The sequence below is a fragment of the Xanthobacter sp. DMC47 genome, from assembly GCF_056313845.1.
In genome coordinates this window covers 2395242-2416826 of record NZ_JBQUZM010000001.1, presented here as the reverse complement: position 1 = coordinate 2416826, position 21585 = coordinate 2395242, and the positions used below count along the sequence as shown (strand labels likewise).

At 67.9% G+C, this 21585-nt stretch carries 19 protein-coding genes; 11 read left to right on the top strand and 8 right to left on the bottom strand.

Annotation, left to right across the window (positions count from 1 at the left end):
• Nucleotides 1-102: 102 nt before the first annotated feature.
• Both hemJ and hemE read right to left on the bottom strand, forming a co-directional pair.
• Nucleotides 103-528: a protoporphyrinogen oxidase HemJ gene (gene hemJ / locus ACT54R_RS11135; protein WP_168458681.1), complete on the bottom strand. Its 426-nt coding sequence runs from the start codon at nucleotides 526-528 to the stop codon at nucleotides 103-105.
• A 26-nt stretch (nucleotides 529-554) separates the two neighbouring features.
• Nucleotides 555-1601: a uroporphyrinogen decarboxylase gene (gene hemE, locus ACT54R_RS11130; RefSeq protein WP_476326207.1), complete on the bottom strand. Its 1047-nt coding sequence runs from the start codon at nucleotides 1599-1601 to the stop codon at nucleotides 555-557.
• Nucleotides 1602-1938: 337 nt separating this feature from the next.
• On the opposite strand from hemE, the gene ACT54R_RS11125 reads away from it, so the two are divergent.
• The 5 genes from ACT54R_RS11125 to dnaQ all read left to right on the top strand — a co-directional run bounded on the left by ACT54R_RS11125 (nucleotide 1939) and on the right by dnaQ (nucleotide 5697).
• Entirely contained in the window at nucleotides 1939-2793 is an 855-nt protein-coding gene (locus ACT54R_RS11125; RefSeq protein WP_476326205.1) for a pyruvate, water dikinase regulatory protein, read from the top strand.
• A gap of 123 nt (nucleotides 2794-2916) precedes the next feature.
• Nucleotides 2917-3516 carry a Maf family protein gene (locus tag ACT54R_RS11120; RefSeq protein ID WP_476326204.1) on the top strand — a complete coding sequence of 200 codons (600 nt, stop codon included), beginning with the start codon at nucleotides 2917-2919 and terminating at the stop codon, nucleotides 3514-3516.
• Nucleotides 3513-4361, top strand: coding sequence for a shikimate dehydrogenase (locus ACT54R_RS11115; protein ID WP_476326202.1), 849 nt, complete (start codon nucleotides 3513-3515; stop codon nucleotides 4359-4361). The genes ACT54R_RS11120 and ACT54R_RS11115 overlap by 4 nt, the downstream gene beginning before the upstream one ends.
• Before the next feature lie 4 nt (nucleotides 4362-4365).
• Nucleotides 4366-4965, top strand: coding sequence for a dephospho-CoA kinase (coaE, locus tag ACT54R_RS11110; RefSeq protein ID WP_476326200.1), 600 nt, complete (start codon nucleotides 4366-4368; stop codon nucleotides 4963-4965).
• A 9-nt stretch (nucleotides 4966-4974) separates the two neighbouring features.
• Complete coding sequence (gene dnaQ, locus ACT54R_RS11105) at nucleotides 4975-5697, top strand: DNA polymerase III subunit epsilon (protein ID WP_476326198.1); 723 nt, start codon at nucleotides 4975-4977, stop codon at nucleotides 5695-5697.
• Nucleotides 5698-5897: 200 nt separating this feature from the next.
• On the opposite strand, the gene ACT54R_RS11100 is transcribed toward dnaQ, so the two are convergent.
• Complete coding sequence (locus ACT54R_RS11100; protein ID WP_476326196.1) at nucleotides 5898-7910, bottom strand: thioredoxin domain-containing protein; 2013 nt, start codon at nucleotides 7908-7910, stop codon at nucleotides 5898-5900.
• Nucleotides 7911-8049: 139 nt separating this feature from the next.
• On the opposite strand from ACT54R_RS11100, the gene mnmE reads away from it, so the two are divergent.
• From mnmE to ACT54R_RS11075, 5 genes are all read left to right on the top strand, one after another.
• The gene (gene mnmE / locus ACT54R_RS11095) at nucleotides 8050-9360 is read left to right on the top strand and encodes a tRNA uridine-5-carboxymethylaminomethyl(34) synthesis GTPase MnmE (RefSeq protein ID WP_476326194.1); all 1311 of its coding nucleotides are present in this window, start codon (nucleotides 8050-8052) and stop codon (nucleotides 9358-9360) included.
• 102 nt (nucleotides 9361-9462) lie between these two features.
• A complete protein-coding gene (mnmG, locus tag ACT54R_RS11090) occupies nucleotides 9463-11340 on the top strand; it encodes a tRNA uridine-5-carboxymethylaminomethyl(34) synthesis enzyme MnmG (RefSeq protein WP_476326192.1) in 1878 nt (625 codons plus the stop codon).
• Between the two features lie 43 nt (nucleotides 11341-11383).
• Nucleotides 11384-12040: a 16S rRNA (guanine(527)-N(7))-methyltransferase RsmG gene (gene rsmG / locus ACT54R_RS11085; RefSeq protein ID WP_476326190.1), complete on the top strand. Its 657-nt coding sequence runs from the start codon at nucleotides 11384-11386 to the stop codon at nucleotides 12038-12040.
• A gap of 104 nt (nucleotides 12041-12144) precedes the next feature.
• On the top strand, nucleotides 12145-12990 hold the full coding sequence (locus ACT54R_RS11080) for a ParA family protein (RefSeq protein WP_168458671.1): 846 nt from the start codon (nucleotides 12145-12147) through the stop codon (nucleotides 12988-12990).
• A 26-nt stretch (nucleotides 12991-13016) separates the two neighbouring features.
• Nucleotides 13017-13910 (top strand): ParB/RepB/Spo0J family partition protein, encoded by an 894-nt coding sequence (locus ACT54R_RS11075; protein ID WP_476326188.1) that lies wholly within the window; start codon nucleotides 13017-13019, stop codon nucleotides 13908-13910.
• Between the two features lie 105 nt (nucleotides 13911-14015).
• Here ACT54R_RS11075 and ACT54R_RS11070 read toward each other — a convergent pair whose 3' ends face one another.
• On the bottom strand, nucleotides 14016-14480 hold the full coding sequence (locus ACT54R_RS11070) for a Ros/MucR family transcriptional regulator (protein WP_168458669.1): 465 nt from the start codon (nucleotides 14478-14480) through the stop codon (nucleotides 14016-14018).
• A 693-nt stretch (nucleotides 14481-15173) separates the two neighbouring features.
• Between ACT54R_RS11070 and recR the strand changes: the two genes are divergently transcribed.
• Nucleotides 15174-15779, top strand: a complete 606-nt coding sequence (recR, locus tag ACT54R_RS11065; protein ID WP_168458668.1) for a recombination mediator RecR — start codon at nucleotides 15174-15176, stop codon at nucleotides 15777-15779.
• Between the two features lie 28 nt (nucleotides 15780-15807).
• On the opposite strand, the gene ACT54R_RS11060 is transcribed toward recR, so the two are convergent.
• The 4 genes from ACT54R_RS11060 to ACT54R_RS11045 form a co-directional block, all read right to left on the bottom strand.
• On the bottom strand, nucleotides 15808-16623 hold the full coding sequence (locus tag ACT54R_RS11060; protein WP_476326186.1) for an outer-membrane lipoprotein carrier protein LolA: 816 nt from the start codon (nucleotides 16621-16623) through the stop codon (nucleotides 15808-15810).
• A gap of 197 nt (nucleotides 16624-16820) precedes the next feature.
• Nucleotides 16821-19301 carry a DNA translocase FtsK gene (locus tag ACT54R_RS11055; RefSeq protein WP_476326184.1) on the bottom strand — a complete coding sequence of 827 codons (2481 nt, stop codon included), beginning with the start codon at nucleotides 19299-19301 and terminating at the stop codon, nucleotides 16821-16823.
• Between the two features lie 14 nt (nucleotides 19302-19315).
• Complete coding sequence (locus tag ACT54R_RS11050; protein WP_476326182.1) at nucleotides 19316-20566, bottom strand: aminotransferase class I/II-fold pyridoxal phosphate-dependent enzyme; 1251 nt, start codon at nucleotides 20564-20566, stop codon at nucleotides 19316-19318.
• Between the two features lie 56 nt (nucleotides 20567-20622).
• Nucleotides 20623-21576 carry a bifunctional riboflavin kinase/FAD synthetase gene (locus tag ACT54R_RS11045; RefSeq protein WP_476326180.1) on the bottom strand — a complete coding sequence of 318 codons (954 nt, stop codon included), beginning with the start codon at nucleotides 21574-21576 and terminating at the stop codon, nucleotides 20623-20625.
• Between the last annotated feature and the right edge of the window lie 9 nt (nucleotides 21577-21585).

Sequence of the window (21585 nt, the reverse complement as noted above, 5' to 3'; positions counted from 1 at the left end):
TGCCGGACCGAAGGGAAGCGCGTTCGCCTGCGTTTGGGAAAGCACGCGCAAGATAGGCGCGCCGTCAGGGGTGCGCAAGTCCCCCTAAAGGCGAGGGTCGGATCAAAACGGTTTGACCACCACCAGAATGACGATGCCGATCATCAGCAGCGTCGGCACCTCGTTGGCGATGCGGTAGAAGCGTGCCGGCCGGGTGTTCCTGTCCTCGGCGAATTCGCGCACCCAGCGCACGAGGAAACCGTGCATCGCCGACATGGCCAGAACCAGCGCGAACTTGGCGTGGAACCAGCCGGCCTTGTACCAGCCGCCCTCATAGACGAGCCACAGGCCGGCGAGCCAGGTGACGATCATCGCCGGGTTGATGATGGCCTTGAGCAGCCGCCGTTCCATGACCTTGAAGGTCTCCGACTGCACCGAGCCGACCTCGGCCGCACAGTGGTAGACCATCAGGCGCGGCAGATAGAGCATCCCCGCCATCCAGGCGATGACGGCGATGATATGCAGCGCCTTGATCCACTCATAGAGCATTGAACCCAAAGCCTTATCTGTTTCGTTCAGCGGGCGCGGCGCACCAGCTCGACGAATTTTTCCACATGCTCCAGCGGCGTCTCGGGACGGATGCCGTGGCCGAGGTTGAAGATGTGGCGCACTCCGTCAAAATCGGCGCGGATGCGCTCCACCTCCTCCTCCAGCGCCGCGCCGCCGGCGATCAGGCGCAGCGGATCCAGATTGCCCTGCAAGGCCACGTCATCGGAGAGCCTTTGTCGCGCCGCGCGGCGATCGGCCGACCAGTCGAGGCCGATGCCGTCGAGGCCCACATCCGCGATCTGCTCCAGCGCCTCCAGCGTCGCCCCCTTGGGGAAGGCGATGATCCGCACATAGGGATGACGCTCCCGAAGCCCCGCGACGATGCGGCGCAGGGGTTCGGCGCACCAGCGCTCGAACGAGGCCGGGTCCAGCACGCCGGCCCAGGTGTCGAAGATCTGCACCGCGTCGGCGCCGGCCTCGACCTGCCCGGACAGATGGGTGATGGACGCCTCCACCAGCCGGTCGATCAGCTCCTGGAACAGCTCTGGCTCACGCAGGGCGAGAAGGCGGGCGGGAGCCTGATCGTCCGTGCCCTGGCCCGCCACCATGTAGGTCGCCACCGTCCACGGCGCGCCGCAGAAGCCGATCAGCGCCGTCTCGGCGGGGAGCTGGGCCCGCACGTCGGCGATGGCCTCGTAGACCGGCCCCACTTTGGCCGGATCGAGTCGATCCGACAGAGCGGCCAGCGCCGCGCGATCCGCCACGGGCGTCAGGCGGGGCCCTTCGCCGGCCTCGAACCTCAGTCCGGTGCCCAGAGCATGGGGAATGACCAGGATGTCCGAAAAGATGATGGCCGCATCGAAGCCGTAGCGGCGAATGGGCTGGAGCGTCACCTCGGCGGCGAGCTTCGGCATGTAGCACAGGGTCAGGAAGTCGCCGGCGTCGGCGCGCACGGCGCGGTACTCGGGCAGATAGCGGCCGGCCTGGCGCATCATCCAGAGTGGAGGCGGGTCCTGGACCGTGCCGTCGAGAACCGAGAGGAAGCGCGAGCGCGTGGCAGGAGAGCGGTCCATCCCGTCCCTTCAATCAAAGAGAGATATTTTTAAAAGAGAGAGTCTTTGGTGTCTTAACGGTTGATTAACCAGTTGCCGGCTCCTCGACAACCGATCCACAGCGGAACCCATAGCCGACACGCGACTTGCCGCGGATGCGAAGCCGGCGAAAGGCCGGTTAACAAAGGATTAACGCACCCCCTCCGGAAGCCCGTCCACATCGACGCACAGGCCGGGACTGGAATCTCTCCCGCAGGGTGATCGTGTGGATGGATTTCGCACTTATCCAGAGGCCGCCCTTGCAAGGGGCCAAAGTGCGTGCCTTCCTCAACAGCCTTCCACAGGAGCGGTGGACAAAGTGACTCAGTCGAAGCCGGGCGAGGCCTATTTCCACCTTCACCTCGTGTCGGACGCCACGGGCGAAACCCTTATCAACGTTGGCCGGGCGGCCAGTGCGCAATATGCGAACGTGCTGCCCATCGAACACGTCTATCCGCTGGTTCGTTCCATGAAGCAGCTGGAACGGGTGCTGATCGAGGTGGAGTCCAATCCGGGCATCGTCCTCTTCACGCTCGTGGACAAGGACATCCGCAGCCGCCTGCGCCAGCGCTGCGAGGAACTGGGTCTGCCGCACCTCTCGGTGATGGCCCCGGTGGTGCGGCTGTTCCAGTCCTACCTCGGCGGCGAGCCGACCCCGCGGGTGGGCGGCCAGCACGCGCTGGATGCGAGCTATTTCAAGCGGATCGATGCGCTCAACTTCACCGTCATGCACGACGACGGCCATCTGACCGAAGACCTTGAGCATGCGGATGTGGTGCTGCTCGGCGTGTCGCGCACCTCCAAGACGCCGACCTCCATCTATCTCGCCAACCGTGGGATCAAGGCGGCCAACATCCCGCTCGTCCCCAATGTGCCGCTGCCGCCCAACATCGAGAAGCTGAAGAAGCCGCTCGTGGTGGGCCTCGTCGCAAGCCCCGAGCGCATCGTCGAGATCCGCCAGAACCGGCTCCTCGGGTTGAATGCGGTCGAGACGGGCGGGTCGTCCTATACCGATCGCGAGGCCGTCTCCGAGGAGATCGCTTTTTCCCGCCGGCTTTGCGGCCGCAACGGCTGGCCACTCATCGACGTGACCCGCCGGTCCATCGAGGAGACGGCGGCCAACATTCTCAGCCTCTACAGCGACCACCGGCGCCGCTCCATCGCCGAAACCTGAGGCGGCAATAAAGTGAGGCACGGCGCCGGATTGTGCTGCTCTTCAGTTTGCATCGCGGGCAAAGGCGTGAGATCAGCGCAGTGCGTCATTTTTTGACGGCGGTGCAACAGAGGAGAGACGATCGTGTGGCGTGGCGAACAGCCGCTCGTGCTCGCATCCAAGAGCGCGACCCGATTGACCCTTCTGGTGCATGCGGGCGTGCCGGTGGAAACCGTGGCCGCCGATGTGGACGAGCGCGCCCTTCAGGACACCGCTGGTGATACCGATCCGGCCGGCATTGCCCTTCTGCTCGCCCGGGCCAAGGCGCTGTCGGGATCGAGGGCCGCGCCGGGACGGCTGGTGCTGGGCGCCGACCAGACCTTGGCGCTCGGGCCTAAAATCTACCACAAGCCGGTGTCCGTCGAGGCCGCCCGCGCGCAGCTGTTCGAGCTGTCCGGGCAGACCCATGCGCTGCATTCGGCGGTCGCGGTGGCCTGTGACGGCGTGGTGCTGTTCGATACGGTGGTGAGCGCCTTCCTCACCATGCGCCCGCTGACCGAGGAGACGCTGTCTGCCTATCTCGCTGCGGCCGGGCCCCGGGTGCTGACCTCCGTGGGCGCCTATCAGCTCGAATCGGTGGGCGTGCATCTCTTCACGCGTGTGGATGGGGACCACTTCACCATTCTCGGCCTGCCCCTGCTGCAGCTTCTGCCCTTCTTCCGTGAGCAGGGGCTGCTGCCATGACGGTGCGGGCCTGTGTCACCGGCCAGCCCGTCACCTATTCCCGCTCGCCGTTGCTGCACGGCTATTGGCTGAAAGCCTATGGCATCGACGGCGCCTATGAGCGCGAGGCGGTGCCACCCGAGACGGCGGCCGATTTCTACCGGAGCCTTGGCGCGCGCGGCTATGCCGGCTGCAATGTCACGCTGCCCAACAAGGAGATCGCCTTCTCCGTCCTCGACGAGGCGGACGAGAGCGCGGCGGCGCTGGGTGCGGCCAACACCCTCTGGCTGGAGGGTGGCAAGCTCCATGGAGCAAGCACGGACGGCTACGGTTTCATCGCCAATCTCGACGCCTCCGCGCCGGGCTGGGACGGGGCGCGCAACTGCGCCCTCGTGATCGGCGCCGGCGGCGCGTCGCGCGCGGTGGTGCATGCGCTGGTGGGTCGAGGCTTCGACCGCGTTGTCCTCGCCAATCGCACGCTGGAGCGGGCCGAGACAGTCGCATCCCTGTTCGGGCCGACCGTGCGCCCGCTCGCGTTCGATCGCATCGGCGAGGTGATGGGCGAAGCGGACATCCTCGTGAATTGCACCTCGCTGGGCATGAAGGGATCGGAGCCATTGACGCTCGATCTCGGCCGGCTGCGCCAGGAGACGGTGGTGAGCGACATCGTCTACGTGCCGCTCATGACGCCGCTCCTGAAGGCGGCCTCCGCGGCTGGCTTCCGCACGGTCGATGGGTTGGGCATGCTGCTGCACCAGGGCGTGCCCGGCTTCCGTCGCTGGTTCGGCGTCACGCCGGAGGTGACGCCGGACTTGCGCGCCGTGCTGGTGGAAGATCTTCGCGCCAAGGGGCAACTGGAGGCCTGACGCCATGTGGGTCCTCGGCCTCACCGGGTCCATCGGCATGGGCAAGTCGGCCACCGCGCGGATGTTCCGGGCGCTGGGGGTGCCGGTGCACGATGCCGACGCGTCGGTCCATGCGCTCTATCAGGGGGCGGCGGTGGCGCCGGTGGAGGCGGCCTTTCCAGGCGTGGCCAGGGACGGCGTTATCGATCGCGCAGCGCTGGGTGCCCGCGTGCTGGGCGATGCCGAGGCGATGAAGCGGCTGGAGGCCATCGTCCATCCTCTGGTGCGCGAAGCGGAGACGGCCTTCCTCGCCAAGGCCCGGGACAGCGGGGCGCGACTGGTGGTGCTCGACATCCCGCTCCTGTTCGAGACCGGCGGGGACAGGCGGATGGACGCCGTGGCTGTGGTCAGTGCGTCGAAAGCTGTGCAACGCGACCGCGTGCTCGCCCGCGAGGGCATGACGGACGAGAAATTCGCGACCATTCTCGCCAAGCAGATGCCGGACGCCGAGAAGCGCCGCCGGGCCCATTTCGTCATCGACACGGGACGAGGCTTCGCCGCCGCCGAACATCAAGTGACCGGCATCGTGCGCGCTCTGTCGGGGCCGGGTCGGCGGAAGGGGTGAGGGGAAACCATGCGCGAGATCGTGCTCGACACCGAGACCACGGGCCTCGAGGCCTATGGCGGCGACCGGCTGGTGGAGATCGGCTGCGTCGAGATGGTCAACCGCATCCTCACGGGCAACGTCTTCCACGTCTATATCAACCCCCAGCGGGACATGCCGCAGGAGGCGTTCAACGTGCACGGCCTGTCGGCGGAATTTCTGTCCGACAAGCCGATCTTCTCGCAGGTTGCTGATGAATTCTTGGAGTTCATCCAGGAAGATACTTTGGTCATCCATAACGCGGCGTTCGACATCGGCTTCCTGAATGCCGAGCTAGAGCGCCTGGGCCGGCCGCCGATCGCCCGCGACCGTGTGGTGGACACGCTGGCGCTGGCCCGCCGCAAGCATCCCGGTGGCGGCAATCGTCTCGACGACCTGATGAACCGCTACGGCATCGATTCGTCCCGCCGCGTGAAGCATGGCGCGCTGCTCGATGCCGAACTTTTGGCCGAGGTCTACAGCGAGCTGCTGGGGGGTCGGCAGGCGAGCCTCATCGGTCTCGTCGAGGAGACCACCGAGGCCCCCCGCCTCGTGGTCGCGGCCCGCGCGGCGCATCCCCGTCCGGCTCCCCTCCCCTCCCGCATCAGCGCCGCCGAATCCGAGGCCCACGCCGCCTTCGTCGCAGCCCTGGGCGAGAAGGCGATCTGGCTCAAATATGCGGAGGCGCCTCCGGCGGAACAGACCGCGAGCTGACCGCTCGCGCGCGTCGTCCTGCACCCCGGATTCGTGCTGCAATCGAAATTCAACCAAAAGTTGATCGATTGGGAACGTCGCTGGCGGCAAAACCGCTACGGGGTCGACTCAGCGGTCATCCGAATTTTCTCGGCCGCTGGTGACTCTCCGAAGCGATTTGAGCGGGGGGTCGTTTCCTTGCGCCGGCTCAGGGTGATGATTTAGGCCAAAAGCGCCATCACCGCGGCCTTCACCTCCTCCGGCTCTGTGACAGGCAGGGAACAGCGTTCTCCGACACAGACGAAGGCCGCTCCACCCTCCGGCGCGGAGGCAATCCGAGCGCCGGTCACGCTGTCCGCCGGCGCAGCCACCCCTGCGGCGCGTGCCACCACCCGGAGCGGGAACGGCACCCTGAGCGCCGCAACTGCCAACGCCTCCCCATTCGCACCTGTGGTGACGATTTCGGCCAGGCCGAGCCGGGTGGCGATGGCATTCAGCGTCGCGCCATGGGCGAGCACGTTGCGCGCGGCGGCGCCTGAGGCACCGGCAAGGATGCGGTCGGCACGCGTGCGCAGGCTGTCGTTGCCGGTGAGTGCGGCGAGCCGGATCAAGGCATCGGCGGCGACGGCATTGTAGTTCGGCACGGCCTCGTCATGGGTCGCCGAGGGTCGAACGACGAGGCTGTCCCCATCGTCAGCGGTGAGGAAATAGGTGCCCGTCGCCGGGTTCAGATGGTACTCTTCCAGCGCATCGAGGAAGGTTGCCGCCAGCCGGAAGGGCGCCTTGTCCCCCGTGGCTTCGGCCAATGCGATGCCCGCGCGGGCCATGGCGGCGAGGTCCGAGGCAAGGCCCGGCATCACCATCTTGTCGCCGCACCAGGAATGGGCAATGCGGCCGTCCTTCACCATGTGCGCCGTCACCGCGCCGAAGGCGGTGCGGGCGAGGCCGATCCACTTGTCTTCGCCCAGGAAGGCTCCGGCGCGGGCCAGCGCGGCGATCATGAGACCGTTCCAGTCTGCGAGCACCTTGTCGTCGCGCCCCGGTCGCACGCGCCCCGCCCGTCGAGCCAGCAGCTTCTCGCGCAGCGGCCCAAGCCGCGCCTCATCCTCCGGAGAGACGACACCGGCATCGGTGCGGTTGAGGATGTTCCCGGCCTCCCAGTTTCCAGCCTTGGTCACGTCGTAGATACGGGCGAAGACGGCGGCATCCTCCGCCCCCAGCACCTCTTCGATCTCCGCCAGCGACCAGACGTAGAAGCGCCCCTCATGGCCTTCCGAATCCGCATCGAGGCTCGCTGTGAAGGCACCCGAGCGGGCCAGCATCTCCCGCTCCAGCCAGCCGACCGTCTCGCGGGCGCGCTGCAGAAAGAGCGCATCACCGGTGTCCGCATAGGCCAGCGCCAGCAGCTCCAGCAGCAGCGCGTTGTCGTAGAGCATCTTCTCGAAGTGCGGGACGAACCAGATCTCGTCCACCGAATAGCGGGCGAAGCCGCCGCCGAGATGGTCGTAGATGCCCCCCTCGCACATGCGGTTCAGGGTGAGGGCGACCAGTGCCTTCATGGCGTCGTCGCGGTTGCGGGTACCGGCACGCCAGAGCAGTTCGAGCAGGCCTGACTGCGGGAATTTCGGCGCGCCCTTGAGGCCGCCATGCACCGGATCGATCAGCGGCACGAGGCGACGGGCGGCGTCGTCGAGATCGGCGATACCGATGGAAACGCCCTGCGTCGGCTGGGCCGCCTTCTTCAGGCGGCCGAGGATGGCCTGCGCGTTCTTCTCCACTTTCTCGGGGCTCTCGGAGAAGACGGAGGAGACCTGCTGCAGCACCTCGGTGAAGCCGGGTCGGCCATAGCTCGCCTTGGGGGGAAAATAGGTGCCGCCCCAGAACGGGCGGCCGACGGGATCGAGGAACATGGTGAGCGGCCAGCCGCCGCTCTGGCCGAGCTGCTGGAGCGCGGACATGTAGATCTGGTCCACGTCCGGCCGCTCCTCCCGGTCCACCTTGATGTTCACGAACAGCGCATTCATCAGCGCGGCCGTCTCCGGGTTCTCGAAGCTCTCGTGGGCCATCACGTGGCACCAGTGGCAGGCGGCATAGCCCACCGACAGGAGGATGGGCTTGCCGGTGGCGCGCGCCTCCGCGAACGCCTCTTCCCCCCAAGGCCACCAATGCACCGGATTGTCCCTGTGCTGGAGCAGGTAGGGGCTCGTCTCGCGGGAGAGGCGATTGAGGCTCATGTCGGAAATCCTTCGGCGTCGGACCGGCTTTGAAGGCAACGGGATCGCAGGATAAAGGTTCAGGCGAAGAAACGGGGTGCGGGGCGTCTGGTCCGGGGCGCCGTGCAAATCCGCAGCCATCTGCCTGGAGGATCAGGCCATGTCCGGTGAAACCGCCAGCGACACCATCTTTGCCCTGTCGTCCGGCCGGCTGCCGGCCGGGGTCGCCGTGATCCGCATCTCGGGTCCGGAGGCCGGAGTGGCGGCGCTGGCGCTCTCGGGTACCCGGCCTCCGCCGCGCATGGCCCGCTATTCGACCCTCAATCATCCCGCGACGGGCGAGGCCCTGGACCGTGGGCTGGTGCTGTTCTTCCCCGGCCCCGCCAGCGCCACGGGGGAAGACGTGGTGGAGCTGCATCTCCACGGCGGTCGGGCGGTGGTCGCGGCCGTGCTGCGTGCCCTAGGTACCCTGCCCGGCCTGCGTCCCGCGAACGCGGGCGAATTCACCCGACGCGCCCACGCCAACGGCAAGTTGGACCTGGCAGAGGTCGAGGGACTGGCCGATCTCATCGCAGCCGAGACCGAGGCGCAGCGGCGGCAGGCCCTGGCGCTCGCTTCGGGCGCGCTCTCTGCCCGCGTGACCAGCTGGCGGGAGGGGCTCGTCTCCGCTCTCGCCCTCCTGGAGGCGGGCATAGATTTTTCCGACGAAGCCGACGTCGCGGAGGATGTGGCGCGGCAGGCGCTGGACATCATCGGCGGTCTTCAGCGCGAACTGCGCGCGGCCCTGGCCGATGCGGAGCGCGGGGAACGGGTACGGGATGGGCTGGTCGTCGCCATTGCCGGCCCGCCCAATGCCGGAAAGTCCACCCTTCTCAACCGCCTCGCTGGCCGTGAGGCGGCCATCGTCTCCCCTGTTCCCGGCACCACGCGCGATGTGCTGGAGGTGCATCTGGAACTGGCCGGACAGGCCGTGACGCTGCTCGACACTGCCGGCCTGCGAGAGACGGCCGACGCCGTGGAAGCGGAAGGCGTGCGGCGGGCGCTCGCCCGCGCTGAGGCCGCGGACGCGGTGCTCTGGCTGAGCGAGGACGGGAGCGAGCCTCCGGCGGCCTTTTCATCCGCCATTCGGGTGAAGACGAAGATCGATCAGGGGGGCACCGCGCCGGAGGGATTTATCGGCCTGTCCGCGGCGAGCGGAACCGGCATCGAGGAGGTGGTCGGCGCCATCGCGGCGCGGGCCGAGGCTCTGTGCGGCCGTGAGCCGGCGCTCGTGACGCGCGAGCGCCAGCGTCTCGCTCTCGAAATCGCCGCGCGTCATCTGGAGCGGGCGGCCGGCGACTTCGGCGGGCACGAGGAATTGCGGGCAGAGGACGTCCGCCTCGCGGTGCGGGCGCTCGACCAGACCATCGGGCGCGTGGATGTGGAGGATGTGCTGGACGCCCTCTTCAGCACCTTCTGCATCGGCAAATGAGCGCCGGCGCGGCGTGTTTCACGTGAAACATTCCGCTCCGCCTTGACGGCGCCCCAGAACCGGCGTTTCCAGAGGGGTAATATCCCTCTGTCCCGGACCCCCATGAACGGAACGCCCCACCCGCACGCCTTCGATGTCATTGTCGTCGGTGGCGGACATGCCGGATGCGAAGCCGCCGCTGCCGCGGCGCGTGTCGGCGCGCGCACCGCGCTCGTTACCCATGCGCAGGCCACCATCGGTGCCATGTCGTGCAATCCTGCCATCGGCGGTCTCGGCAAGGGCCATCTGGTGCGCGAGATCGATGCGCTCGACGGATTGATGGGGCGGGTGGCGGACCAGGGCGGCATCCAGTTTCGGGTGCTCAACCGCCGGAAGGGGCCAGCGGTGCGCGGCCCCCGCGCGCAGGCGGATCGGAAGCTCTATGCCCGCGCCATGCAGCAGGCGCTCTCCGAGCAGTCGGGCCTTGTCGTGATTGAAGGCGAGGCCGACGACCTGCTCGTGCGCGACGGCCGCGTGACCGGGCTGCGCCTTGCCGACGGACGGGAGCTGACCTGCGGCGCGGTGGTGCTCACCACTGGCACCTTTCTCAACGGGCTGATCCATCTTGGCGAAGAGAGCTATCCCGCCGGGCGCATGGGCGAGAAACCGGCCCTCGGCCTGTCCCCTGCCCTGTCGCGTCTCGGATTCGCACTCGGCCGCCTGAAGACCGGAACGCCGGCCCGGCTCGATGGCCGCACCATCGATTGGGCCAGCCTCGAGATGCAGGCCGGCGATGATCCGCCGGAGCCCTTCTCCGCGCTCACCACGCGCCTCCCCAATCCTCAAGTGGACTGCGGCATCACCCGCACCACGGACGCGACCCACGCGCTGATCCGGGAGAACCTCTCCCGCTCGGCCATGTATTCCGGCCGCATCGGCAGCACAGGGCCGCGCTACTGCCCGTCCATCGAGGACAAGATCGTCCGTTTCGGTGATCGCGACGGCCACCAGATCTTCCTGGAGCCGGAGGGGCTGGACGACCCGACCGTCTATCCCAATGGCCTGTCCACCTCCCTGCCGGCCGATGTGCAGGTCGCCTTCCTGCGCACCATTCCCGGTCTGGAACAGGTGGCGGTGCTGCGGCCTGGGTATGCCATCGAGTACGACCACGTGGACCCGCGCGAGCTTGCGCCCACCCTGGAGACGAAGCGCGTGGCCGGCCTGTTCCTCGCCGGCCAGATCAACGGCACCACGGGATATGAGGAAGCCGCGGCCCAGGGGCTGCTCGCTGGCCTCAATGCGGCGCGGCGGGCAGGCGGTTCGGACGGGATCGTGCTCGACCGGGCCGAAGCCTATCTGGGCGTGATGGTGGACGATCTGGTTACGCGCGGCGTCAGCGAGCCTTACCGCATGTTCACCTCGCGTGCCGAATATCGGCTCACGCTGCGGGCCGACAATGCCGACCAGCGCCTGACCGCCCGTGGCTCGGAACTGGGGCTGGTGGGTGCCGAACGGGTCACGCATTTCCGGAAACGCGCACAGGCGCTGGAGGCGGCGCGGGCGCTCACCCGCAGCCTCGCGCTGACCCCTACTGAAGGGGCGCGGCACGGGCTTTCCGTGAACAGGGACGGCCAGCGCCGAAGCGCCTTCGACCTTCTCGCCTACCCCGACATCGACATGGCGCGGCTCGCGATGATCTGGCCCGAGCTGTCCGCGCTTCCCCCTGCCATCGCGGAGCAGGTGGAGATCGATGCGAAGTATGCGGTCTACCTGGAGCGGCAGGCTGCGGACATCCACACCCTGCGGAAGGACGAGGCGCTCGCCCTGCCGGAAGGGCTGTCCTATGCCGACCTGCCGGGGCTGTCGAACGAGCTGAAGCAGAAGCTGGAGCGAGTGCGCCCGCGGACGGTGGGCCAGGCGGGCCGCATGGAGGGAATGACCCCGGCCGCGCTCGCGCTGATCGCCACCCACGCGCGGCGGGCCGGCGGGCGATCCGCATGACGCCGTCAAGCGGGCTGTGGATCACGGGGATGGAGGCTCGCCGATGAAGGGGGCATCTGCCGCTGGTGACGACGCGGGGCGCGCCGTAGTCGAGCGGATGGTTTCACGTGAAACACTGCGCCGGCTCGACATCATCGCCGACCTGCTGCGCAAGTGGCAGAAGACCATCAATCTGGTTGCGCCGGCTACGCTGCCGGACGTGTGGAGCCGGCATATCGCCGATTCGCTGCAATTGATTAACCATGTTCCGGCGGACGCGGCCCGGTGGGTTGACCTTGGCTCTGGCGGGGGATTCCCCGGGCTCGTGGTCGCGGCGGCTCTGACCGAGCGGCCGGGCGCCGAAATCCATCTTGTCGAGAGCGACACCCGCAAGTCCGCCTTCCTGCGCGAGGCGGCACGGGCGGCGGAGCTTCCGGCACATATCCATGCCCAGCGGATCGAGCAGGTTTCCCAAGCCCTTGCGCCGGGAATGCAGGTGGTTTCGGCGCGTGCGCTGGCGCCTCTACCGAAGCTCCTGGAGCTGGCGGAGCCGTTCCTCGCCGCCGGCGCGCTCGGGGTGTTTCCCAAGGGCCGCGACGCCGAACGCGAATTGACCGAAGCCCGCAAAGGCTGGACACTCGATTGCGATCTTCGCGCCAGCGTCAGCGACCGAGAGGCGCAGGTTCTTCTCGTGAGGAGCGCCAGGCGCAGCAGCAAATAGCCACCCCGCCGGGAAGGCGCGCCGCACAAGGCCGGCGCCGCCCGGTGGACGTTCTCATCCGCGGGGCGCGCCGCGCGGAACCAGATCCAAGGGGACCACGGGCCATGAGCCAGGCTGATTATTCCTCGGGAGCCGATCTTTCCCCGTCGCCGCGCGTGCTGGCGCTCGCCAACCAAAAGGGCGGCGTGGGCAAGACCACCACGGCCATCAATCTCGGCACCGCGCTGGCGGCCATCGGCGAGACCGTGCTGGTGGTGGACCTTGATCCCCAGGGCAACGCCTCCACCGGCCTCGGGATCGACCGCCGGTCGCGCAATGTCTCCACCTACGACGTGCTGGTGGGTGAAGCCACCATGCGTGAGACCGTGATGCCGACCGGGGTTCCGCAGCTTTATGTGGCGCCTTCCACCCTCGACCTGTCCGGGCTGGAACTGGAGATCGCCGCCGAGCGCGACCGCGCCTATCGCCTGCGAGACGCCCTGAAAGCCCTCGCCGCCGATCCGGAGGCGCCGCGCTTCTCCTATGTGCTGGTGGACTGCCCGCCGTCCCTGTCGCTCCTTACCGTCAATGCCATGGCGGCGGCGGACGCCATCGTGGTGCCGTTGCAGTGCGAGTTCTTTGCGCTGGAAGGTCTCTCCCAGCTGATGAAGACGGTGGAGCAGGTTCGAGTGGGGCTCAACCCCAGCCTCACCATCCACGGCATCGTTTTGACCATGTATGACGGCCGCAACAATTTGTCGGAGCAGGTGGTGCAGGACGTGCGTCAGTTCATGGGGGACAAGGTCTATGAGACCATCATCCCCCGGAACGTGCGTGTCTCGGAAGCGCCCTCCTATGGCAAGCCGGTCCTGCTCTATGACCTCAAGTGCCTGGGGTCCCAGGCCTATTTGCGGCTCGCGTCGGAGGTGATCCAGCGCGAACGGGCGGCACGGGCGGCGGCGGCGGCCTGACAGAAGACCAGAGGGACGGGACGAAGATGGCGGATGAACAGCGCTCCCGGCTCGGGCGGGGGCTTGCCGCGCTGATCGGCGAGATGGGGGAGCCGCAGGCGGCGCCGGCGCGCGGCACAGGCCCGCGGGGCGGGCCGCGGCGCATGCCCATCGAGCAGGTGAAGGCGAACCCGCGCAATCCGCGCCGGGCCTTTCTGGAGGAGGGGCTGGAGGATCTTACGGCCTCGATCCGCGAGAAGGGCATCATCCAGCCCATCGTGGTGCGGCCCCTGAAGGGCTCGGACAGCTTCGAGATCGTCGCGGGCGAGCGCCGCTGGCGCGCCGCCCAACGGGCGAGCCTGCATGAGGTTCCGGTGGTGGTGCTGGAGCTCAGTGATCGGGAGGCGCTGGAAGTCGCCATCATCGAGAACGTCCAGCGCGCGGACCTCAATCCGGTGGAAGAGGCGCAGGGCTACGAGGCCCTGATGGACGAGTTTCAATACAACCAGAACGATTTGTCCAAGGTCATCGGCAAGAGCCGCAGTCATATCGCGAACACGCTGCGGCTGCTGAAATTGCCCGCCTCCGTAAAGGGGCATCTGGCGGAGGGGCGGCTCAGCGCCGGCCATGCGCGTGCCCTTCTCGCCGTCTCCGATCCCGAAAAGGTCGCCCGCGAGGTGATCGCCAAAGGTCTCACCGTTCGGGATGTGGAAGCCCTGTCCAAGGCGAAGACGCCCCCTGCCCCGGTGAATGGGCGCGGTCTGCCGGCTCCCGCCCCGGAGCGCAAGAGTGCAGACACCCGCGCGCTGGAGAAGCGGCTGACTGATGCGCTGGGGCTGGCCGTAAGTCTTGAGGGCAAGGGCGATGCGGGCGAACTGCGCATCCGCTATGCGAGCCTCGACCAGCTCGACGAAATCTGCCGCAGGCTCGGCCTCGATTGACGTCTGCCGAATTGGATTAAGAAAAAGGCCGGGCATCTGCCCGGCCTTGCTTCGTTGATATCCCGGGCGCGTCTTCTTGCGACGACGCGGCCAAATCTGAAAAAATCAGGCCGCCGCCTTGCGACGGGTGGTCTTCTTCGCAGGGGCGACGGGCGCCTTCTTGCGGGTCTGGCCGAGGCCCATGTTCTTGGCGAGTTCGGAGCGGGCCGCAGCATAGGCCGGGGCGACCATGGGATAATCCTTCGGCAGGCCCCACTTCTCGCGGTAAGCCTCGGGGGTCATGCCGTAGCTGGTGCGCAGGTGCCGCTTCAGAGACTTGAACTTCTTCCCGTCTTCCAGGCAGATGATGTATTCGGGCGTCACCGACTTCTTGAGCGGCACGGCCGGCTTCTGCTCTTCCACCTGCGGCGCGGCCGGAGTGCCCAGCTGGCCGAGCGCGCGATAGACGGACTCGATGAGACCGGGAAGCTCGGCGGCCGCGACGCTGTTGTTGCTCACGTACGCGGCAACGATGTCCGCGGTGAAGTCGATGAAGCTCGGCGACGGAGTATTGGACGCGGAGTCGCTCACGGGAGTCCCTTTCTGTTCTTCGCTATGGCGAGCGGGCAATGCGGGGAGCGGTTCGAATGCGATCGGGTCAGGATGATCCTCGATCACATGCTCCGCCTGGGCTGACGCCGCATCGGCTGACTAAGTTTCACGGTTAATCTATATCACCTCGTCTTGTAAATACAATCCACACGGAAAAACTCTTCAAAACCGAGCAATAGAGCCGGTTTGCGGCTGTCGAGCCGGGCCCATTCCCGGATCAGCCGGGCCAGATGATCCTTGTCAGATCAGCGAATCGGGGGCTGGACAGATGAAAACAACGGCACCCGGAAGTGTTCCCGGCCTACCGGCGTTGAAGGCAGGGCGTCCATAGCCGGGGAGATACTAGGGCGAGGGCGGCATGCGCTGTTCTTCTGTCAGGCCGGCAACAAGTACATGCTTCGATTTGTACAACTTTCGAGTGCGACGCCGGCCGAGGTTTCCCTGGCGTCGCTGCCTGCCCTGCCCTGCTTTGGCGGAACGCAGGGCCGTCTTGAGCTTGTCGGTAGCGAACGCATGGGAGCCATGTCGTTTACGCTGGCGCACGGGTGCGAACCGCGTTAGGTGGGGCCGTCCCGGCCCGGGCAAGGGCAGTTTTCAGATTTGCGGTGTGATGGCTCCCCGGGAGCTCATCAGCCGCGCCAGGGCTTCCCGCGCGGCGGGGACGAGGATGCCATGCCACGCGCCGTCGCCGGCCCCGAGATCGAGCGTCTGATCCAGCTTCTGGCCCGGCTTCCCGGCCTCGGCCCGCGTTCGGCGCGCCGGGTGGCCCTGCACCTCATCAAGAAGCGCGAGACGCTGATGGCACCGCTGGCGACGGCCCTGGGTGACGCGATCGGCAAGATCGTCACGTGCCACACCTGCGGGAATGTCGATGTCACCGATCCCTGCACGGTCTGCACCGACCCGACGCGGGATGCGCGCACGCTGGTGGTGGTGGCGGATGTGGGGGACCTGTGGGCTTTGGAACGCGCCGGCGTCCTCAATGCCCGTTACCATGTGCTGGGGGGCGTGCTTTCGCCGCTGGATGGGGTGGGGCCCGACGATCTCAATCTCGCCAGCCTGGTCACCCGCGTGCACGACCAGCACGTCACAGAAGTCATTCTGGCGCTCGGCGCCACGGTGGATGGGCAGACAACGGCCCATTACCTGACCGATGTGCTGCGGGACACCGGCGCCCGCGTCACGCGCCTTGCCCAGGGCGTGCCGGTGGGCGGCGAACTCGATTATCTCGACGAGGGAACGCTCTCGGCCGCCATCCGCGCACGCACGCAGATGTGATCTGCGAACCGGCAGTCGTCCCCAGCTTTCACTGCAGCATCCGCTCGAAGTTGATGACGAACAGCTTGGGGTCGGGGCGCTTGTTCACCTGGATGTTGGACAGGGACACCTGCGTGTCATAGCCCTGCGGATCGGTGATGACCCACTGCTTCAGGGCCGAGGTCTTGGCGTCGAAAAGGATCAGCAATCGATAGGTGCCGAACATGGGCACCGTTTCCTGCATGACCACCGTCACGAAGCGATCATCCTGGAAGATGCCGGTCACATGGGGCTCGGTCGAGAGATCGATGCGTTCCGCCAGCAGGAAGCGCAGCGGCGTCTGCGACAGGGGCGTGATGTCCTGGGTGTTGAGATTGCGGTCGCGCACGGCCACCGACTGGCCGTTGGAGATCAGCTCCACCGGGCTCGGCGCATCATATTCGAAGCGCACGCGGCCGGGCTTCTGCATGTAGAAGTCGCCGGTCCGCTTGGAGCCGTCCGGATCAATCTGCGTGAAGGTGCCGGTCATGGCCTGCACCGAATTGAAGTAGTTGGTAATGCGGTCCACCGTGGCCTTCGGGGCACGACCGTCCGCCGGCTGGGCCGCGGCCTGGGCGGCCGGGGCGCCCTTCATCTGGCCCTGGGGCCGCATGAGGTCGCCGGGGGGCGGCACCGTCTGGGCGCCGGCAGGGCCGGCAGCCACAAGTCCCAGCGCCAGCAGAAGGCCGGCGGCGCCAACGCGGCGCGCCTTTGCCGACGCGGCGCGGGTCTCGCGCACGGTGCCGGGGAGGGAGCTTTTGGCGGCGGAGCGGATGAGCATCATGAGCATCTCTGGCGCAGGGCGTGTCGCTGGCAGGAAGGTCATTCCCGACGCTCCGATCCCGCCCCGCGCGGGCTGATCGGATGGACAGGGGTCTAATACGCAACTTGCGGCCGGGCTATGGCGAACCTGTGGCCTTGCCGGCGCCCGGGGGAAACCGCCCAGCACCGCTTCTGTTCCGGTTCGGCCGAAGCTTCAACCGGAACCGGGAACCGCTCAGGCAGGACGATGACGCGGCACGCTCATTCGGCTGCCTGCTCGGGCAGCAGGATCTCGCGCTTGCCGGCGTGGTTGGGCGAGCCGACGAGGCCCTCCTTCTCCATGCGTTCGACCAGCGAAGCCGCGCGATTATAGCCGATCTGGAGCCGGCGCTGGATATAGGAGGTGGAGCATTTGCGGTCGCGCATCACCACAGCCACGGCCTGCGAATAGAGGTCCATGCCCTCGTCGCCCATGCCGCTTTTGTCGAACACGGCGCCGTCGCCGTCCTCGTCCTCCGCATCCTCGGCGGTCACCGCCTCCACATAGGCGGGGGCGCCCTGGGCCTTGAGGTGCTTCACCACGCTCTCCACCTCCTCGTCGGAGACAAAGGGACCGTGGACGCGGCTGATGCGTCCGCCGCCGGCCATGTAGAGCATGTCGCCCTGGCCCAGCAGTTGTTCGGCCCCCATCTCGCCGAGGATGGTGCGGCTGTCGATCTTCGAGGTCACCTGGAAGGAGATGCGGGTGGGGAAGTTCGCCTTGATGGTGCCGGTGATGACGTCCACGGACGGGCGCTGCGTCGCCATCACCAGATGGATGCCGGCGGCGCGGGCCATCTGCGCGAGGCGCTGGATAGCACCCTCGATGTCCTTGCCGGCGACGAGCATCAGGTCGGCCATCTCGTCCACGATGACAACGATGTAGGGCAGCGGTTCGAGGTTCATCTCCTCGCGCTCGTAGATGGCTTCGCCCGTCTCATGGTCGAAACCGGTCTGCACGGTGCGGGCGATGGATTCACCCTTCTCGCTGGCGTCCTTCACCCGGGCGTTGAAGCCGTCGATGTTGCGCACGCCGAGCTTCGACATCTTCTTGTAGCGGTCTTCCATCTCCTTCACCGCCCACTTCAGCGCCACCACCGCCTTCTTCGGATCGGTGACGACCGGGGCAAGAAGATGAGGGATGCCGTCATAGACGGACAGTTCCAGCATCTTGGGATCGACCATGATGAGCCGGCACTGTTCCGGCTTCAGCCGGTAAAGCAGGCTCAGGATCATGGTATTGATGGCCACCGACTTGCCCGAGCCGGTGGTGCCCGCCACCAGCAGATGCGGCATGCGGGCGAGATCGACGATTACCGGATCGCCGCCGATGGTTTTGCCCAGCGCGATGGCGAGCTTGTGCCCGGTATCGCCGAAATCCTTGGTGGCGATCAGCTCGCGCAGCAGCACCTTCTCGCGCCTCTGGTTCGGCAGCTCGATGCCGATGGCATTGCGGCCCGGCACCACGGCGACGCGGGCGGAGATGGCGCTCATGGAACGGGCGATGTCGTCGGCAAGGCCGATCACGCGGGACGACTTGATGCCCGGCGCCGGCTCCAGCTCGTAGAGCGTCACCACGGGACCGGGGCGCACCTGGCCGATCTCGCCGCGCACGCCGAAGTCCTGCAGCGTCGCCTCCAGTTCGCGCGCGGTCCCGGAGAGCGCCTCCGGGCTCAGGGCCGGGGCCTTGGCGGGGGGCGCGGGCGTCAGCAGGTCGAGGGAGGGATGCTGGTAGCCAGGGCGGCGGCCACCCCGGCGCGCCGCACGGCGACGGGCGGCGGCGCTTTCGGGGGCGACATCCAGCGGGATGTCGCTGGCGTCGTGTGTCGGTGGCGCGCCGGCACCCTCCAGACGCGGTTCCTGCCGCGGGCCCGGCCCTTCCGTAGGAACGGCCGAAGCTACGGCGGGTCCGGCCCGGCGGGCGAGCCCGGCGCCGGAGAGGCGCGCCTTCCACGACAGGAAGGTGTGGGTGAGGGCGCCGAGGGAAACGGCGGTGCCGTCATCCTCCTCGTCTTCGTCGCCCACCTCTCCGGGTAGCTCGGAGGCGGGGGCGAGCTTCAGCGGCGTGCGCCGGCCGCCGCTCAGGGCGAAGAACAGGCCTGCGGCCCCGATCGCGAGGCCGGCCGCGCCGATCAGCATGGAATCAAGGGCCGCAAGCGCGCCGCCGCGCATCACGCCGAAGGCGCGGGGAAAGAGATCGCCCAAAGCGCCGCCGAGGCCGGTGAGCCCCGGCCAGTGGTCCGGCTGTGGAATGGCGCCGAGGAAGGCCGTCGTACCCAGCACTCCGATGAGCCAGCAGGTGATGCGCAGCCGCTCGCGGGCGAACGGTCGGTGGGTCAAGAGCCGCCAGCCGGCATAGAGCGGCGGCAGCAGGACCGCGAGCGCCGCGAGGCCGAACAACTGGACCAGCAGGTCGGCGATGATCGCGCCGGGCCGGCCCAGGAGGTTCGTGACCGGAGCGTGGGTGGCGTTGGAGAGGCTGGGGTCGGCCGCGGACCAGGTGCCGAGTGCTACGAAGGAGGTCAGCGTTGCCAGGATGAGTCCGGTGCCGACGATCTCCCGCCCGCGCCGGCGCACCACGAGGCGGATGCTCTCCGGGATCAGTTCGAGGCGCGGCACCTGATGGGGATGGGCGTCCATCCGGCTGTTGATGACGGCATCGGCGGTGGCGGCAGCCTTCGGGCGTCGGCGGGCCATGGGCATGGGCGCGGCTCCCTTCAGAGGGCCGCGACGAGGCGCTTCAGCACCTCCTCGCAGGTGGGCAGATCCTGGACCAGCGCGACGCGCAGGAAGCCGGCGGAGGGGTTGGCGCCGGTGAGGTCGCGGCGCGCGAGATAGCCCCCCGGCACCGTGCGCAAGCCCTGCTCGCGCCACAGCTTCACCGCCGCCGCCTCGCCGCCGGTGAGGCGGTCGTCAGCGAGGTGGGACACGTCGAGCCAGAGGAAGAAGCCGCCGCCGGGCCGCTCATAGCCGAAGCGGCCGGCGAGCATGCGGTCGGCGAGGTCGAACTTCGCGGCATAAAGGTCGCGGGAGCGGGTGACGTGGGCCTCGTCCCCCAGCGCCGCGACGGCCACCGCCTGCAAGGGCTCCGGCACCTGTGGCGCGGCCACCCAGCGGAAGGCGAGGAAATCCTTCAGGAAGGCGGGATCGCCGGCGCAGAAGCCGCAGCGCAGGCCGGGCAGGGACGAGCGCTTGGACAGGGAGTTGAACGCCACCACGCGCGAGAGGTCTGTGCCGGCCACCTCGAGGATGCCGGCCGGCTTCTCCGCACCCAGATAGATTTCCGAATAGCATTCGTCCGAAAACAGGAACGCCCCGTTGCCCCGCGCCAGCTCCAGTGCCTTGCCGAGATAGTCGGCCGAGGCGATGGCGCCCTGCGGATTGGCAGGCGAGGCGATGTAGATCGCGACCGTCCGCTTCAGCAGGTCCGCGTCGAGTGCGTCGAGGTCAGGCAGCCAGCCGCTTTCCTTGGTGGTCGGCACGACCACGGCCTCGCAGCCGGCGGCCTCCGCGCCCGCGGCATAGGCGGCGTAGAAAGGATTGGGCAGCAGCATGGCCGGCTTGCCGTTCGCCCCCTTCGCCGGATCGGCGAGGCGCTGGGCGACGATGGCGGCGGAGAACAGGCCCTCGCGGGAGCCGTTCAGCGCCAGCACCTCGCGGTCCGCATCGAGCGGCTTCGCGAGCTTGTAGCGCTGCGCCAGCCAGCGGGCGGCGGCGGCGCGGAAGGTGGGCGTGCCTTCGGCGCGCGGATAGCGGCCGAAACCCGAAAGATTGCTGGTGAGAACCGGGCCGACGAAATCCGGCATGGCGTGCTGCGGCTCGCCCACGGCGGCGCTCAGCGGCTGGCGCCCCGGCTCGATCCCCGCAAGGAGGTCGGCCAGCCGGATGAAGGGCGAGCGGCGGTCTTCCGGGGGAGCGGCGGGAGCGGATGGCACGGCTTTGCGGTCTTCTCTGGCGGCTTTCGTCATCCGCTCCAGAATGGGACCAGCCGGTTAAGGTGTGGCTAACTTAACCCGGCGATCCGTCAGACTTCGCGCAGCAGCACCTCGCGCGCCTGCCGCGCATCGGCCTTTATCTGCGCGACGAGCGCATCGATGCCGTCGAACTTCAGCTCCGGCCGGATGTAGGCGTGGAATTCCACCTCGATGGACTGGCCATAGAGATCGCCGGAGAAATCGAACAGGTGGACTTCCAGCAGCGCCCGGCCATTGTCGAAGGTGGGGCGCCGGCCATAGTTCGCCACGCCGTCGAACCGTCCGGCCGGCGTCACGGCACGCACCGCATAGATGCCGAAGGCCAGTTCCAGATCCTGCGGCAACGCGAGGTTGGCGGTGGGGAAGCCGATGGTGCGGCCACGCTTGTCGCCGTGGATCACCTCGGCCGTCACCGCGAAGGGCCGCCCCAGCATATGGGCGGCATGGCCCACCTGTCCCGAAGCCAGCGCCCGGCGCACGGCGGTGGAGGAAATCGCGTCGTTCTCGTCGCGCATGGGCTCGACCACGGTGACGGCGAAGCCGTGCCGTTCTCCCGCCTCCTTGAGAAAGGCGGGCGATCCGGCGCGCTGGCGTCCGAAGTGGAAATCGAAGCCCACCGCCACGCCGGCAACGCCGTAGCGGCCGACCAGCACCTCGCGCACGAAGTCCTCCGCTTCCATGGCCGCGAGGGCGGCGTCGAAATTGAGCACGATGGCGCCCTGAAGGCCGCTGTCGGCGATGTGACGCAGCTTCTCCATTGCCGGAGTCAGGCGGAAGGGGGCGGTGGCGGGATTGAAGAAGGTGCGCGGGTGCGGCTCGAAGGTGAGAGCCAGGGCCGGCCCTCCTGCCTCGGCCGCCATGGTCCGCGCCGCCGCGAACACCGCCTGATGGCCGCGATGCACGCCGTCGAAATTGCCGATGGCGATGACGGGCCGCGCCAGCGCCGGGGGCAGGGGCTCGGGGCCGCGGACCAGCACGAAATCAGGGGGAAGGGAAACGGTCATCGGCGGGCG